This is a genomic window from Klebsiella sp. 2-CIP_Kleb., from assembly GCF_050378715.1.
Taxonomy (GTDB): Bacteria; Pseudomonadota; Gammaproteobacteria; order Enterobacterales; family Enterobacteriaceae; genus Klebsiella; species Klebsiella quasipneumoniae.
Genome location: NZ_JBNRLG010000001.1, coordinates 1459886 through 1476247, shown reverse-complemented (window position 1 = coordinate 1476247; position 16362 = coordinate 1459886). Strand labels below are relative to the sequence as shown.

Genomic DNA, 16362 nt, shown 5'->3' with positions numbered 1-16362 from the left:
TTTTCAAGGGCTGTCGCCGGTGAAATCTCACCCTGCGGCAGCTCGCAATTCTGTGCGTTTAATGCTCCAGATGGCGCTAATGTACGCCTAAAAAATCAGGGAAACAAGGGGCATTTTTTTATTAATTTTTAGTTACTTACGAGTGTCGTGATTCGGCGACACATTAATTTCGCCCGGTAATAAATTTAGCGCCAGCGACGCTACCAAAACGGGTTTCTCGTTAGTGAGATTAGCGGGGCTAGTCAGGCTTGGCGCGCGGCATTCAGGTTGCCACGCGCCGCCGGTTTAATGCAGATCAGAGGCGCGCTGTCGCCACTCGGCCGGGTAGTGCGCTGGGATAAAGCGCAGCGTGAGCGCCATGAGTAACAGGACACAAAGCGCATGCCAGGACCAGTCAAGGGTGTAGTTCCCGCTCAGGCTACGCAGCAGGCCGGAAAGCCAGGGCGACAGGCCGGCGATGATAAATCCGATACCTTGCATAAAGGCTACCAGCCGGCCGGCCACCGTCGGTTGCCCGGCGTGATCGAGGGCCAGCACCAGGCACAGGGGAAACGCGCCGCCCAGACCCACGCCGCAGGCGAGGGCCCAAAGCGCTGGGAAGTGCTGCGGCAGCCAGATGAAGCCGCAGAACCCAATCAGCTGTAGCGCCAGAGCAAGCAGCAGAAGCTGGCGCCGGTCATCCTGGCGAGCCAGCGCCGGCAGCAGCAGCGCGCCCGCGGTTTGCCCAACCGTCAGCAGCGCCAGCAGCGAGCCGCTGTACTGGGCGCTGTCGCCAAGCTGCATATAGTAGGGCGGCAGCCAGGCGATTAGACTGGCGTAGCCGGCGTTGATCAGTCCGAAATAGAGTCCCAGCGTCCAGGCGCGGCGCTGGCCAATAATCGCCACCCGGGGCGCGGCGCTGGTCTGATGCGGGGCGCGGGGCAGGTGCCGACAAATCGCCAGCCAGCTGAACAGGGCGAGGAGGGCGGGGAGCGCCCACCAGGCCAGCGCATCCCGCCATGCTGTGCTATGCGACGCCAGCCATGGCGTAAACGCAGCGCCTAACCCGCCACCGCCCATTAGCGCCGCTGACCATAGCCCCATCACCAGCGGCGTCCGGCGGGCGAACAAGCGCTTAATTACCGCTGGGATGGCAGCCTGGATTATGCCGATGCCAACGCCTCCGGCCAGGGCGCTGGTGAGCAGTAGGCCGCTATTCGGAGCGATTTCCCGCAGCAGGGCGCCCGCCGCGATAATCAGCAGGCTTAGCGCAATGCTACGGTTTTGACCGACATAACGATCGACCGAACCGGCGGCCAGCGCCAGCACGCCCATCGCTATCACCGGCAGGGCGGTCAGTAGCGCGGCCAGGGTATAGCTCATCCCGCTGGCGGCACGGATCTCCGGAAGCAAAGGACCGATGGAGGTGAGCAGTGGTCGCATATTTATGCCGATCAGCACCAGGATCCCCAGCGTCAGATTCTGTCGCAACACGGCTTTCATGGCTGCTGTTCCGCCCACCGCTGATAAACTGCCAGCCCCTCCGGCTGCGGGCGATGATGGATCGGCAACGTCTGCTGCGCCAGCGGCTGCTGAAACTGCTGATAAATCGCGGCTGTGGATAGCTGGAAAGGTTCTCCGTCCTGATTGCTGTTGGCGAAAAACACTTCTCGCACGCCGGTTAAATAGAGGGCGCTAAGACACATCGGGCAAGGTTGTCCGCTGGCGTAGATAACGCACTCGCGCAGAACCTCGCTCCCCAGCCTGGCGGCAATATCGCGGACGGCATTCAGTTCGGCATGCGCCGTTGGGTCGCCGCTTAGATGAAAGGTATTGACGGCTTCGGCAACAACCTCGTCATGGCGCACCAGCACGGCGCCAAAGGGACGACCACCGTGGCTGATGTTGTGTTTTGCCAGCGTTAGGGCGCGCTGGAGATAGCGATCGTGAGCGGACATAGTCACTCCTGCATAAGATGCTGTTCAGGGAAAAAAAGCAACGGGTCGGGCGTAGAGGGTACGTAACTTGTTTCATAAGTTAAAAGACTTATTTATGATTAACCCTAGTTGAATTACTTATAGGTAAGCGGATGCTCCTGCGCCATCTTTCCTACTTTATCGCCGTGGCAGAACACCGTGGCTTTACTCGCGCCGCCGCGGCGCTGCACGTCTCCCAGCCTGCGCTGTCACAGCAGATCCGCCAGCTTGAAGCCATGCTGGAGGTTCAGCTTTTCGACCGTTCTGGCCGTTATACCCGGTTAACCGATGCCGGAGAGATCTGGCTGGAGTATGCCCGCCGGGCGTTACGCGATCTTGAGGAAGGGCGGCGCGCTCTGCATGACGCTGAGGATCTGCAGCGTGGCAAACTCCGCATTGCCATGACGCCGACCTTCACCACCTACATGCTGGGACCGCTGGTGGAAAACTACTATCGACGCTACCCCGGAGTGAAATTGCTGATTCAGGAGATGAACCAGGAGCGCATGGAAACGATGTTGCTGCAGGATGAACTGGATGTCGGCATTGCCTTTGACGAAAGCCGTTCCCGGGATATTGTCGTTCATCCGCTGCTGACGGAAACCCTCGCGTTGGTGGTGAGCCGCAGTCATCCTCTGGCCAGAGAGAACGCCCTCCGGCTGCAGGCGCTCGACGCGCAGCCGCTGATTTTACTGAGCAGCGAGTTTGCCACCCGGGAGCAGATCGATCGTTATTGCCGTCGTCATCGGCTCGAACCTGACGTGCGGATGGAGGCCAACTCTATCGGCGCCCTTCTGTCGGTCATTCGGCGCACGTCCCTTGCGACACTGCTGCCGGCGGCGATCGCCGGGCAGTTTGATGATGTAGTGGCTATTGAGCTCGAACCTGCGCTGCTGCAGCGAACGGCCTGTTTGCTACAGCGCAGGGATGCATGGCAGAGCGCCGCGGCACGCGAATTTATCGCCCTGGCGCGGGAGATTGCGCTAACGCTTGAGCAGGAAAACTGCCAGCCTCCTGCCTGACGGCCTGCGTCGCTCGGCGGCGAGCCTGGACTAACGGTGGGTTGCGCTGCTGAAGTCGGCCTCATTGGGCAGGACATCCTCTCTCAGCATGACTTCCTCCTTAAGCCTTTCCAGCACGTGATGAAAGAGCTGGGTCTTGTCTGGCTCAGCCATCTTCTGCAATTTCACATTAAATAAAGTATGGGACTGAATTAGATCGTGGATAAATTCCAGCAGTACCTCACTTTGCGGAAGGGAGGTTAATTCCTGATGGATATAACCGGTTTGTTGCCGTAGCGGATTTTTTGTGACATCCATCGGTCGGGCGCTAATGCTATGGGCAAATATTTTCTCAATTGCCTGACTGGTAATATAGAGCCGGTTCAATGACAGGGTGGGGTTTTCTGCCTCCTGCGGAATGAAGTGACAATATACAAACGGTTTCTCAGGCAGCATCATGCTGAGCCTGTTTTCATGATGAATATCGTCAGGCGCCTCCAGTAACGCCATTAAATTCCGGCTGTGCGGATGCCAGAGTCCTGACGCAGTGACCTTGACGTTGAACTGCGTGACGGTATTCCCGCGCAGGGTTTCCATGACGGGAATATCGCCATCAAGCCGCAGAATGCTATGGATATGAGAGTGTGGCGACAAGAAGGTCTCCACCGTCTCCGATGAATTGAGTGGATTAAATGTGCTGGTTACTTCTTTTTCCTGATGAGAAAGGACGGCGAGTTTTAATGTTCCCCGCGTCGGGTTAAGCTTCAGGCATAGATTGATCGCGCCGATATCATGCCAGTGAAGAATGTCTTCAATTTCGCAGTTTAATAATTTTTGCGCCCGGGGGAGAGAACAATACTCCATTGGCGGTAAATTATTTAATTTCCAGATATTCCGTTCTGTTATATTCATAAGGTTTTTTTGTTGCTGAAAAAAATAGCGGTTAGTATTGGGCGTAATCATCTAATAGCCACGTTTTATTGCCTGGGTTTAATGACCTGATTAATGAAATGCATTCACGTTGAGAATATTATATCGATAAGTTGATTATTCTTATTGTTACGTCAGATATTAACTTGACTGGGTTATCCTATCATTTATTTCGCTCGAGAAAAATAGTTTGCTTAGCGCCTGAATACAACACTTTTTTGTTATTTTTTATTAATGACTCCGACGAGGGAGAACACATCATGAGGAAAACGCGGCTCTCGAGATAAATGCCATGACGACAGGGATAACGCAAACGGACGCTCTCGGCATCCGTTTGCGGCGGCCATGCTTATCGGCTGACAGAGGGATAGCGATCCCCCGGCTGCGCGATGGCATACCAGGCCATCATCTCCGCGGTTCCCGGCTGCCCTTCAGCTGGCGCCCAGTCCATGGTGTCGATTTCAGCAAGCGGTTGATAAGCGCCTTGTTTGACTTCAAATACCATTCCTCCTGCGTCAAGTGAGAGCACCGTATGCCAGGTGCCGGGCTCCATTTCCAAGGCCGTGCAGGTTTCACCCAACACCACCCGGTTAGTAATCACGCCATGGTCATCAAAATTTAGCACCACAAAGCGGCCTTTCAGCGGCAGCAAAAGTTCAAAAGTATGTCGGTGCCGGTGCGGGCGGATATAGGTGCCGGGTTCCATAGCGATAGCCAGGCGCTGCACCGGATCGCTCAGCTCAAGGTGAAAATTGCGATGGGCACGTAAGCGCGGGGAAGTGGCTGCCGCTTCGCTCTGCTGCTGCATATCGCTAAGGGTGATCTGTTTCATACCAACGCCTGGCTCCTTTGTTGTCCAGAGAGTGTTTAATCGGCAGGGCGGTAGGTTGACGCCCAGGCCACGCGATATTGTACTCAGAAAGCGTGTTGCTGTCGGTTAATTGTCGAGGCTATCGAGTACAGGAGGACTTCTGCCAGGCAACCACACAATTCCTTCCTGCTTTTTTTGCCTGGTACAGGGCGTCGTCGGCGCGGTTAAGTAATTCAGTCTCTACCGTTTTAGGATCCTCCGTAGTGGCAAGGCCGATACTGATCGTGACGCTCTCGGGGAGTTTAACCCTGCTGCTGACGTCGCCTGGGGAGATAATAGCCTGGCGAATCCGCTCGGCGATGAGTTGCGCCTGCTGTTGGCCGACGTCAGGCAGTAATAGTGCAAATTCCTCGCCGCCTGTTCTGGCCACAATATCATCTCTTCGAACCTGATCCTGAAGAACCCAGGCTACATACTGAATAACAAGATCTCCCTGAAAGTGGCCATATTTGTCATTTATGCGTTTGAAATGATCGATGTCGCATAACAAGATAGACAATGGTTTTTGCACAGAGACCCGTTGCATTTTTTTTGTCAGCGCAAGGTAAAAATAGCGGCGGTTGTACAGCTGCGTCAGATAATCACGAATCGAGTTCTGATAGGCATTCTCATATTTATTGTTGGATAATTGATAAAGCTTAAACGCATTAAGGAAAATAATAATAATAAAGATCAGGGTGCCCAGCGTTTCGAAAAGCCTCGCTTTATACCATGTGTTTTCGCTAGCGACATCTGCGGTTGTTAAGAAAGAGAAGGTTAAGATATAAACGAAGCAGTAAAAATAGATTCCTGTCCAGAATATATTTCTGAAGCGGGTTAATGCAATCGTCGTGAAAAAGAGGAGCGTCCACATGTAAACCATTATATTACTGGCTAAGCGAATCGTTGGTTCATACAAGTGCGTTGAGGAAAATCCAACAATCAGGACGATAGCTAAAGTAAGGCTTATGCAGGCAAAGGTAATAATAATGTGATTATGGGAGGCCAGCAGGCGATGAGAACGAAATCTGTATACTAATGCCGCGGTGATGATTTGGGTGAGTGTTAAGGCGTTGCGGTAAAAGTAATACCGCAGAAATTCCTTGTATGAGATTGAGTCGTTGAGATTGCAATAAAACAGTTTGCTGTAATTTTGTAACGCAAGAATCATCATTATGGCAGAGCCAATAAAGGCACAGGCTACTGGTATGAGAAACAGACAGCGTTTATCACTTAAGTATTTTAAAGCGATAGTTATTGATATTAAAAAGTAAAATATCAATATAATAAGGGTCATGCCGTAAAACAACAACGGCGCCGGGGTCGTTATCGTGTTAATGTAGGTTGTGGTAAAATTAATTAAGCAAAATAGCGCCAGTATAGATACAATAAAAAACAACGGTGTCCGGAGCGTTGATGAGGCTGAAGGCCTGTTCATTAGGTCATACCTGTCAGGGTAAGAAAACTATGTTGTTATGATCGTGAATATCAATATTGTGAATGACGGTGAGGAGTGAGCAGTATGCTTTTCGTGCGGTTGCTGCTGACGATATCATTACGTTTTACAACTCATCTTTTCCTGTGAGTCTTTCATTTTATTTGTAAAATGATCACTGGTGTTTTCCTCTTTTTAAAAAGAGGAATGGCGCAACGGGTTTTATATCTATAAATAAATCACTTTGTGCGTTAACAGGGAGGGGCATTGATGATCAGGTCGGTACTAGCTTGAGTGAACTATCTACCGGAGCTGCAGAAAAATCATCAAAAATCGCCGTGGATCCGTCATAAAACAGGAGGGGCGTGGTGTCCCCTGCAGGAATCATGTTTATACTTAACACAATGATTTTTAATTGTTTTAATTGTTTTGATTTTTTTGTGCCCCGCAATATGCCCCCAACTACTATCAATAGATGAATTTAAGTATGTTGGCTGCTATATGAGCAATAAGGCTACTGTTCTAAATAGCTGCGCGGAATAGTAGATCACTGAAAGGGAACTCAGCCCGGATTGTGCGATCTGATCAATCGCCAAACCAACCAAAACCACCAACCGGACTGAGCGATGCCGATCATAGCACCAATACCCCGTGGCGAACGACGCCTGATGCAGAAAGCTATTCATAAAACGCGCGATAAAAATCATGCCCGCAGACTCACGGCCATGCTGATGCTTCATCGGGGTGAACGGGTCAGCGATGTTGCCAGAACTCTCTGTTGTGCCCGTTCATCCGTTGGTCGCTGGATTAACTGGTTTACGCACTCAGGTATTGAAGGCCTGAAATCCTTACCCGCAGGGCGCTCCCGACGCTGGCCTTTTGAACATATCTGCACCCTGTTACGTGAGCTGATAAAGCATTCTCCCGGCGATTTTGGTTATCAACGTTCACGCTGGAGCACCGAATTACTGGCAATAAAAATCAATGAGATAACCGGTTGCCAGTTACATGCAGGAACCGTTCGCCGCTGGTTGCCATCTGCGGGGCTTGTATGGCGCAGGGCCGCGCCAACTCTGCGTATCCGTGACCCACATAAAGATGAAAAGATGGCGGTAATCCACAAAGCGCTGGATGAATGCAGCGCAGAGCATCCGGTATTTTATGAAGATGAAGTGGATATCCACCTTAATCCTAAAATCGGTGCGGACTGGCAGTTGCGCGGACAGCAGAAACGGGTAGTGACGCCGGGGCAGAACGAAAAATACTATCTGGCCGGCGCACTGCACAGTGGCACGGGTAAAGTCAGCTACGTGGGCGGCAACAGCAAAAGTTCAGCGCTGTTTATCGCTCTGCTGAAGCACCTGAAAGCCACTTACCGGCGGGCGAAAACAATCAAGCTGATCGTTGATAACTACATTATCCATAAAAGCCGCGAAACACAGCGCTGGTTGAAAGCAAATCCCAAGTTCAGGGTAATTTACCAGCCGGTTTACTCGCCGTGGGTGAATCATGTGGAACGGCTATGGCAGGCACTTCATGACACGATAACCCGTAATCATCAGTGCCGCTCAATGTGGCAGTTACTGAAAAAGGTCCGCCATTTTATGGAAACCGCCAGCCCATTCCCCGGAGGAAAACATGGTCAGGCAAAAGTGTAGCGGTATTAGGCGCAGCTATTTAGTAGTGAAAATTTTGGCATGGATAACAGGATGTGAGTTCAGCACGCAAAACTCCTCTAAGAGATAGTTTTTCCAAATGTATTAGTCACATAGAGCGAAACCCTAGAAGAAGATGGCTGCTTTTAGCCTAAAAACCTCGTAAAATTGAGTTGATAACAATTTTGAGGACATTAGCAATGAATGCGCTTTCGGAGTTACTTTTTCGAATTGAACAAGCTTCACCCACTCAGCGTGACAAAGGTACAACCTTTGAAAATCTTTGTGTTCAGTATTTTATTAATGAACCTAAGTATGCCGAACTCTACAGCGATGTGCTGAGTTATGCCGGATGGATAGAGCAATTTGGCGATACTGTCGGGATTGCGACGAAAAAAGATGCCGGTATTGATTTGGTGGCGATTACTAAAACCGGTGACTTTCATGCCATTCAGTGCAAAAACTACAATCAGACTAAAATAGCCAAAAAAGACATTGATAGCTTTCTTGCTGCCTCCGACAAAACCTATTTTACGCTCCGGTATATTGTCGCCTCCACGGATAACTGGACGGAGGAAGCCAAAGACATGCTGCGGGACAAGGCGGTTCCGGTCACGGCATTGAGTCTGACTGACCTTGAACAAAGCGCATTAGACTGGACACAATTCGAATTTGATCCGGAATACAAACCGGTGATGAAAGCGAAAAAACAGCTCCGTCCTCATCAGGTTCCTGCGCTTGAAGCTGTCAAAAAAGGACTCAGTACGGCTGATCGTGGCAAGCTCATTATGGCGTGCGGAACGGGGAAAACATTTACCTCTCTGCGGATAGCGGAAGCTGTCGCCGGACGCGGGAAAACGGTGCTGTTTCTTGTTCCGAGTCTGGCATTGCTGAGTCAAACGCTGGATGAGTGGACACAGGATACACTGATTGATCTGCGCTGTTTCGCGGTCTGCTCTGATAGTGATGTTGGCAAGAAAAACCATGATGACAATGTTGTCGTCGGGATCAGCGATTTGAAATATCCCGCCACCACGAATGCAAAAAGCCTGGTGAATGCGTTTAATCAGCCCGATATTTTTGGCAGTGATAAACAACCTCACATGAACGTGGTTTTTTCAACTTATCATTCTGTTGATGTGATCCATCTGGCGCAAAAACTGGGCTTTCCTGAGTTTGATTTCATTATTTGTGATGAAGCGCACCGCACGACAGGGGCGACTTTTGAGGGGGATGATGAGTCTGCCTTCGTCCGCATTCATGATAATGCGTATATTGCCGGTAAAAAGCGGTTATACATGACCGCCACACCGCGCATTTTCGGCGATGATGCAAAAGAGACTGAAGGTGTCACACTCTGCTCGATGGATGATACAAACCTCTACGGTGACGACTTGTATGTTATTACCTTCTCAAAAGCCGTTCAGTTAGGGATATTGTGTGATTACAAAGTCATTGTACTCGCAGTAGAAGAAAAGCATGTCAGCCGCCGCATTCAGTCTTTACTGAAGGATGAAAACAACCAGCTTAAAGTGGATGATGCAGCAAAAATCGTGGGTTGTTGGAAAGCACTGGCAAAACAGGGACTAGCTGCCTCTGATAGTAGTCAACCTGATGCTATGAAGAGGGCTGTTGCCTTCTGTCAGGTAATTGAAAAAGATTTTCGCGGCAAAACGCATAAAGTCAGTTCAAAACTCATCACTGAAATGTTCGGGGCAGTGGTTGAAGCCTATCAGGCATCCGAGATTGAACATCTCAGGGAAACTGCGCCGGAGCAGGAGATTGACCCGTCATTAAAACTTCAGTGTCAGGTTAAGCATGTTGACGGCGGCATGAATGCCACGGAGAAAAAGTCCAAAATTGAATGGCTGAAAGCGGAAACAGATGAGAATGTCTGCCGGATATTGTCCAACGTCCGTTGTTTATCTGAAGGCGTAGATGTGCCTTCGCTGGATGCAGTGTTGTTTTTAACCCCGAGAAGCTCTCAGGTGGATGTGGTGCAGTCAGTCGGGCGTGTTATGCGTCGCGCTGAAGGTAAAGAGCTGGGCTACGTCATTCTTCCTGTTGTGATCCCCGCTGGTGAAGAGCCGGAAACTGCCTTAAACAATAATCAGGCATACCGTGTCGTCTGGCAGGTGCTGAATGCACTTAGGGCGCATGATGATCGCTTTGATGCCATGATAAATAAGCTGGAATTTAACGGCAAGGACACCGCCAGAATGGAGGTGGTTGCCGTTGCTGATAACGTGGTGAAGAAAACCAAGCGGCAGACTAAAAAATCGGAGCTTGCAGGGAAAGCACGTAAAAGTAGTGGTATTGGCTCGGCGGTTACGTCAGCGCCTGAGCAGTTTGATATTGAGTTCTCAGTCGGGGAAATTGAGCGAGCACTGTACGCCAAAATCGTCAAAAAATGCGGTAACCGCCATCACTGGGAAGACTGGGCGAATGATATTGCCAAAATTGCCCGCACCCATATCGACCGTATTCACGTTATTCTGGAAAATCCTGCCAATACGGCCGAAATCAGCGCCTTCAGTGCATTTGCGGATGAACTGCGTGATGACCTGAATAATAGCGTTTCTGACGATGAAATAATTGAAATGCTGGCACAGCATCTGATTACCAAGCCCGTCTTTGATGCCCTGTTTGCTGATTACAATTTTACCGACCATAACCCGATGAGTACGGCGATGCAGAACGTCCTGAATACGTTGCAGGAGCATCATCTCGAAAAAGAAGCCAGTACGCTGAACAGTTTCTATGAGTCCGTCAAAATGCGGGCTGACGGTATCACGACGGCGGAAGGCAAGCAGCAGATTATCGTGCAGTTATACGATAAGTTTTTCAGAAATGCATTCCCGCGAATGACGGAGCGTCTGGGAATTGTGTATACCCCTGTTGAGGTGGTCGATTTTATTATTCACAGTGTGAATGACGTGCTGAAGCAGGAGTTCGGACAAACACTGGCGGACAAAGGCGTGCATATTCTTGACCCGTTCACCGGTACTGGCACATTCATTACCCGTCTGATGCAAAGTGGTCTTATCCCGCCAGATAAACTGGCGTATAAATTTAAAAATGAAATCCATGCGAATGAAATCGTCTTATTAGCCTATTACATTGCGGCGATTAATATCGAGGCGGTTTACCACAGCATCACGGAAGAATCGGACTACACGCCGTTTGAAGGCATATGTCTGACTGATACCTTTGAAATGTATGAAAAAGATGATTTAGTCAGTGCAGTGCTGGTTGATAACAGTGAACGACGTAAGCGTCAAAAGGCACTGGATATTCGGGTGATTATCGGAAATCCGCCTTATTCAATCGGACAGTCAAATGCTAATGATAATAACGCTAATGTGGCTTATCCAATTTTGGATGCAAGGATAGAATCTACTTATGCCAAAAATTCAAAAGCCGTTTTGTCTAAAGGTTTATACGACTCATATATTAGGGCTATTCGTTGGGCTAGCGATAGGGTTGGAAAGCAAGGTGTGATTGGGTTTGTTACTAACGCAGGATATATTGATTCGAATTCTGCAGATGGATTACGTAAGTGTTTGGCAGAGGATTTCAGTAGTTTATACTTTTTCCATTTAAGAGGAGATCAGAGAACATCTGGAGAAAAATCGCGACAAGAAGGCGGGAAAATTTTTGGTAGTGGAAGTCGTGCGCCGATAGCTATAGCTATTTTAGTGAAAAATCCTGCAGCAAAAAAATATGGTCAGATTTATTTCCATGATATTGGCGATTATCTTTCGCGCGAAGAAAAATTGGAAAAAATCTCTGATTTTGCCAGCATTAACGGTATTGAAAAAATACATGGTTGGCAGTCAATTACACCTGATGCTTATAACGACTGGCTGAATCAGCGCGATGATAGTTTTGATCTCTTCTTGCCTATAGGTAATAAAAAAGACAAATCAAATAATTGTTTGTTTGTCGATTATTCTCTTGGGGTTTCAACAAATAGAGATGCTTGGGTTTTTAACTCTTCGAAGAAGAAGTTAATAAAAAACATAGAGACAACAATAAAGTATTACAATGATCAGTTGAGTGCTGGGGTTGGTGTTGATGATATTCAAATTAATCTTAATAAAATAAGTTGGACAAGAGGTTTAAAGCAAAACTTCATTAAAGGTAATAAAATTGACATCAATAATGGTGAGGTAAGAATTAGTACATATAGACCTTTTTTTAAAAATCATCTTTATTTTAGTAAAGAACTAAATGAAATGCAGTTGCGAATGCCATATTTTTTTCCTTTTGAAGGCGTTGAAAATATTGTTATTTGTGTTAGTGGAGTGGGGGCAAAAAAAGGATTTTCAACATTGGTTATGAATGGTTTGTTTTGTATGGATACAGTTGAAAAAGGTCAAGCTTTTCCTTTGTACATATACGAAAAAAAATCAGATGTCATAAGTAATAATTTGGGTTATTCAACTGGTACGAATTACTCTAGGAAAGATTCAATTAGTGATGAAGGAATTAAGATATTTCAGGACTTCTACAAAACAGAAAAGATCAACAAAAAAGATGTTTTTTATTATGTTTATGGTTTGCTTCATTCAAATGAATATCGCGAAAGATATGCTGATAACCTTTCTAAGGAGCTACCGCGTATCCCATGCGTGAAAAAGCTGGAAGATTTTTGGGCGTTCTCTAATGCAGGTTTTGACTTGGCTAGTCTGCATTTAAACTATGAAACAGTCGAACCATATAAAGCAACTATTGATACCGGTAACCTGATTTACTCCCAGTTAGGTAAAGAAGATTTTTATGTCGAAAAGATGAAATTTGCTAAAAAAGATGAAAAAGACACTGTCATCTATAATAACAAAATACGCATAAAAAACATTCCGATTGAAGCCTATGACTATATTGTGAATGGTAAGTCAGCTCTTGAGTGGGTGATGGAACGGCAAGGTGTGTCAACACATAAAGATAGTGGTATTGTGAATGATGCCAATGACTGGGCGGTCGAAACAATGGGAAATGCCAAATACCCATTAGAATTATTCCTCCGGGTTATCACTGTCAGCCTTGAGACTCTGAGGATTGTGAAGGAATTACCCAAGCTGGATATTTAGCAGTATATAAAAGGCAGGATGGGACTTAGTGCTGTCCTGCTTATACATTTTTGCTATTTTAAAATAGCAGCGATAGAGCTTAGCTGTCTCAGAAAGCATATAATTTTTTAGCTTCTGATAGTTGCCTCACCTTTAATCTTACTAACTATTTGTGTGCTGATTCGATGTTTTTCTGCTTAATTTTTTTTCGATTTTAGTGGACGCCCCCGAAAGTAGTGGTCATAAATGCTGATTTTTAGCTGATGAAACAAGCCTGACTTCCTTTCAAATATTATTCTGATTTTACGATCAATAGCTCGTTTTTTATCCGGTAGTAAGTCGCTCGGCTGATTCCAGCTGCCTTCATGATTAGTTCAGGTTTTACTCCTTGCTCCAACATCTCTCGAACGATCTCACGGGCTTCCTGATTTTTCTCCCTGCCAATGTATATGCCTTCGCTTTTAGCCCTCTCTATGCCTTGCTGTTGGCGTTTACGGCGTGTTTCGTAATCCTGTCGCGCCATTGTGGCAAGGATATCTATCAACATTGCATTTACGGCTCTCAGGATACCGCTGGTTAGGTCATTGCCTGCTATCTCAACCATCTGCCAGCTCGTTGGCAAATCCATTGATACAATGATTAACCCTTTTCGGTTGAGCGTATCTTTCAGTTCAACCCATGCGCTATGTTCCAGACGGCTCAGACGATCTATAGCTTCCACTAGCAACAGATCGCCGGGCTGGGCTTCAGACAATAGCCGCATAAGCTCTATGCGCTCCAGCTTCGCCCCGCTAGCATTTTCTATGTACTCTCCAGCAATCTGCCAGCCTTTTGATTTTGAAAATTCACGTAGGCTGGTAAGTGCTCGATCAGCGTGTTGCCCCTCAGTTGATGCTCGGCAGTAAATTCTAACGTTCATTGCATTGTCTCAATAGGGTTATGAATATAATTGCAAATGATACATAAGGCATTTTGTGTAGTCAAAATGTTCCTAGGTAATCCTATTGAGACTTTGTATCACCTTATCGTTACGGTATACCCAATTGAGACAATGATAACGGCTGGTGTTTAAGGTGATATATTGAGCTAGCCGAAAGAAACAGCCCGACACCGTTTTTACCGTATGAGATAATTTGTTGTGCTGGTGGGGGTGCTTGCCAGTACTTGGAATGGTACAAATCTGTACCATTGTTCGACGGTCTATTAACAAGGAGTGTTAAGATGGAAAAAGACCTGAAAGAGTTGCGGGAATACCTATTACTTTCCCCCGTCTATCCTGAAATTAACGATTGTTTGGCTAGTCTCTCAATGGAAGACGTGACCAATGAAGAGTTCGCGGAACGTTTGGGAATTGCTCCTGATTGGATGGATGCTATAGATACTAGCCAACTTGCTTAAGATAGGACGCGCCATTGCTGGGCGCGTTTCTCATTTCTCCCGTAGCACTACGCATACCATCTAATAAATTTCACCATCAAAATCAGTAGATTGATAAAATGTCACTCAAATCTGTAATAAGTATCACAATTTTTAAACCTAATTGAAATATAATGTTATTAGATATTATCTAATGGAGGTAGTTTAATGTCTTATGCGTTGATTGATAATGCTTCGTTAACAGCAGTCGAAAGAACACTGGGTGATATTCTTGTTAAGAATCCAGATACTATTAACGGAGATCTAGTCGCTTTTGAAAATCTTATTCAAGCGATACTTTTTTACGATACCCTGATCTGTGTAGATAATTATAAAAAAGAATATAGAGATAAACGCATTGCTAAATTTGACTTTATTAAATTTGTATCTGAAAGTGATTTTCAACTCAGTGAACTTGATCAGTTAGCACAAGTTGAATCTCGGCAAATCACTCCCGAAATTAGAGGTGGGGAGTTTGTTGACGATGATTTTAGGCAACTTGTAGAGATGCTTAAGCTGAATATGATTTGCACATGGGATCTTCGGTCTAGCGTGTATTACTTAACAATGAAAATGCTTGGTCAGCCCGGTACTCCTGAATATGCGAAATATAGTGAACTAAGTGCATCGATTTTTAATGAATTATCAGATGCTTCTGATACGAAAGGGTACTGGTCAACCGATGTGAAGCTAGTGAGTTCATCTGGACATGAATATACTGAGCGTGAATTTGAACTAGAAAGGGAAAAATCTACTCGCGGTAAAGGAGGTATGACTCGTTCACTTGAAATGTTTATCGCATCGCTAAATTGGCTGGCATATAAATCTATTTATTACAGCGTCATTGCTAAGCATTTTAAAGCAGACTCATTTATTCATCCAATAAGGCATGCATATCAATTGCATTGGATGAAAAAAACAGGTGCTTTTGGTCATGATTATACTGCAAGGTTGGTGCAATCGTTGTCTGATAAAATCAGTACTGCAAGATCTGAAATTGTAGATCATGGACGCACATCTACTATTTCATTAGATTTACCAATATTTTCTGCATGGCTAGCAAACGAAACAGGAAATGTCTCTCAAGTTATCAATTCAGCTTTAGAGCTTAGAACACATGATCATTTTCGTACGTGTCGAGATGTAATCCGAGAGATTCATGTGACCTACGATGAATCGGGGATAAGTGCAGGAAATAAAAAAGTAACAAAATTACTAAGTGATTTAGATAAAATATCTGGAGATATTAAACGAAGCTACGGTGTTCCATCAAATCAAGGTATTCAAGGCAGTTTTTTGATAAAATGTATAAATTCATTGACAGGACTCGTGGGTATTCCAGGTTTGCCTGATAAAGAGTTTGCACTGAGCACTCCTGAATTTATGAAGTCTAAACAACATAAAGCATTTTCTACCGTTTTCAAGGATGTTACTAACGAACTAACAAGCATTGAACGTTTAGGTGGGCTTCGGGATAAATTAGCGTCGAACTTTACTATTGATGATTCTTATTATACCGAGCCAAAAACAGAGGATCCGAGATTCCGTTACGTAAGTAGTAATTGGAAGCAGCCAATGTAGATATAGTTAAATGTATAATAATAAGTAATAACAATTTACAGACATTATTGAATTAAAAATATTGCGTTAGGGTATAATATCTAACGCAATTAGATTGAAAAGTTAATTAAATAGTTAGTCAGAGCTAACTTCTTGTATTGTTAGTTACACTGCCTAACCTACAGACAAAAAGCCCCTCAGAATTGTGCTTACGCGCTCAAATTTCACTGCTGGGGATTTTTACGTACATTCAACCCAAAAAGTGACCAAAAAAGTGCTTACAGAGTTGACGTTACGTTGACGTTGTTTTCTGAAAATGATCCCTTGGTGACTTATTTTATGTATTTGATTTTACGTTTTTTATTTAATGTTTTATCACTTTAAACTAACGTCAACTTATCCTTATAGAGCGATTAATTTCTATAAGTACTTTTTCTCAAAATTTGATTTTTACGGATGGAAGTCCATCAAAGAAACGTCATTTTTTT

General features: G+C 46.1%; 11 protein-coding genes. 5 read left to right on the top strand and 6 right to left on the bottom strand.

Going from position 1 to position 16362, the window contains the following annotated elements; genetic code table 11:
- Positions 1-285: 285 nt before the first annotated feature.
- Together ACQUTP_RS07145 and ACQUTP_RS07140 are read right to left on the bottom strand one after the other, a co-directional pair.
- The gene (locus ACQUTP_RS07145; protein ID WP_004202032.1) at positions 286-1482 is read right to left on the bottom strand and encodes a CynX/NimT family MFS transporter; all 1197 of its coding nucleotides are present in this window, start codon (positions 1480-1482) and stop codon (positions 286-288) included.
- A complete protein-coding gene (locus ACQUTP_RS07140; protein ID WP_285755140.1) occupies positions 1479-1937 on the bottom strand; it encodes a nucleoside deaminase in 459 nt (152 codons plus the stop codon). The genes ACQUTP_RS07145 and ACQUTP_RS07140 overlap by 4 nt, the downstream gene beginning before the upstream one ends.
- A 131-nt stretch (positions 1938-2068) precedes the next feature.
- On the opposite strand from ACQUTP_RS07140, the gene cynR reads away from it, so the two are divergent.
- On the top strand, positions 2069-2977 hold the full coding sequence (cynR, locus tag ACQUTP_RS07135; protein WP_285755138.1) for a transcriptional regulator CynR: 909 nt from the start codon (positions 2069-2071) through the stop codon (positions 2975-2977).
- 30 nt (positions 2978-3007) lie between these two features.
- Here the strand turns inward: cynR and ACQUTP_RS07130 are convergent, their stop codons facing one another.
- The 3 genes from ACQUTP_RS07130 to ACQUTP_RS07120 form a co-directional block, all read right to left on the bottom strand.
- A complete protein-coding gene (locus tag ACQUTP_RS07130) occupies positions 3008-3868 on the bottom strand; it encodes a hypothetical protein (protein ID WP_025999167.1) in 861 nt (286 codons plus the stop codon).
- Positions 3869-4235: 367 nt separating this feature from the next.
- Positions 4236-4718, bottom strand: coding sequence for a WbuC family cupin fold metalloprotein (locus tag ACQUTP_RS07125; RefSeq protein WP_285755136.1), 483 nt, complete (start codon positions 4716-4718; stop codon positions 4236-4238).
- 118 nt (positions 4719-4836) lie between these two features.
- The gene (locus tag ACQUTP_RS07120) at positions 4837-6174 is read right to left on the bottom strand and encodes a sensor domain-containing diguanylate cyclase (RefSeq protein WP_285755134.1); all 1338 of its coding nucleotides are present in this window, start codon (positions 6172-6174) and stop codon (positions 4837-4839) included.
- Between the two features lie 623 nt (positions 6175-6797).
- Here ACQUTP_RS07120 and ACQUTP_RS07115 point away from each other — a divergent pair.
- On the top strand, positions 6798-7829 hold the full coding sequence (locus tag ACQUTP_RS07115; RefSeq protein WP_070550106.1) for an IS630-like element ISEc33 family transposase: 1032 nt from the start codon (positions 6798-6800) through the stop codon (positions 7827-7829).
- Positions 7830-8026: 197 nt separating this feature from the next.
- Entirely contained in the window at positions 8027-12919 is a 4893-nt protein-coding gene (locus tag ACQUTP_RS07110; RefSeq protein ID WP_228362446.1) for a DEAD/DEAH box helicase, read from the top strand.
- Between the two features lie 271 nt (positions 12920-13190).
- Here the strand turns inward: ACQUTP_RS07110 and ACQUTP_RS07105 are convergent, their stop codons facing one another.
- Positions 13191-13817 carry a recombinase family protein gene (locus tag ACQUTP_RS07105; RefSeq protein ID WP_070550102.1) on the bottom strand — a complete coding sequence of 209 codons (627 nt, stop codon included), beginning with the start codon at positions 13815-13817 and terminating at the stop codon, positions 13191-13193.
- Positions 13818-14119: 302 nt separating this feature from the next.
- On the opposite strand from ACQUTP_RS07105, the gene ACQUTP_RS07100 reads away from it, so the two are divergent.
- On the top strand, positions 14120-14296 hold the full coding sequence (locus ACQUTP_RS07100; RefSeq protein ID WP_000409797.1) for a hypothetical protein: 177 nt from the start codon (positions 14120-14122) through the stop codon (positions 14294-14296).
- Positions 14297-14482: 186 nt separating this feature from the next.
- A complete protein-coding gene (locus tag ACQUTP_RS07095) occupies positions 14483-15895 on the top strand; it encodes a hypothetical protein (protein WP_000119350.1) in 1413 nt (470 codons plus the stop codon).
- Positions 15896-16362: the final 467 nt, after the last annotated feature.

Coding starts and splice junctions, on each gene's coding strand:
- ACQUTP_RS07145 (WP_004202032.1), bottom strand. CDS start 1,482: ATGAAAGCCGTGTTGCGACAGAATCTGACGCTGGGGATCCTGGTGCTG.
- ACQUTP_RS07140 (WP_285755140.1), bottom strand. CDS start 1,937: ATGTCCGCTCACGATCGCTATCTCCAGCGCGCCCTAACGCTGGCAAAA.
- cynR (WP_285755138.1), top strand. CDS start 2,069: ATGCTCCTGCGCCATCTTTCCTACTTTATCGCCGTGGCAGAACACCGT.
- ACQUTP_RS07130 (WP_025999167.1), bottom strand. CDS start 3,868: ATGAATATAACAGAACGGAATATCTGGAAATTAAATAATTTACCGCCA.
- ACQUTP_RS07125 (WP_285755136.1), bottom strand. CDS start 4,718: ATGAAACAGATCACCCTTAGCGATATGCAGCAGCAGAGCGAAGCGGCA.
- ACQUTP_RS07120 (WP_285755134.1), bottom strand. CDS start 6,174: ATGAACAGGCCTTCAGCCTCATCAACGCTCCGGACACCGTTGTTTTTT.
- ACQUTP_RS07115 (WP_070550106.1), top strand. CDS start 6,798: ATGCCGATCATAGCACCAATACCCCGTGGCGAACGACGCCTGATGCAG.
- ACQUTP_RS07110 (WP_228362446.1), top strand. CDS start 8,027: ATGAATGCGCTTTCGGAGTTACTTTTTCGAATTGAACAAGCTTCACCC.
- ACQUTP_RS07105 (WP_070550102.1), bottom strand. CDS start 13,817: ATGAACGTTAGAATTTACTGCCGAGCATCAACTGAGGGGCAACACGCT.
- ACQUTP_RS07100 (WP_000409797.1), top strand. CDS start 14,120: ATGGAAAAAGACCTGAAAGAGTTGCGGGAATACCTATTACTTTCCCCC.
- ACQUTP_RS07095 (WP_000119350.1), top strand. CDS start 14,483: ATGTCTTATGCGTTGATTGATAATGCTTCGTTAACAGCAGTCGAAAGA.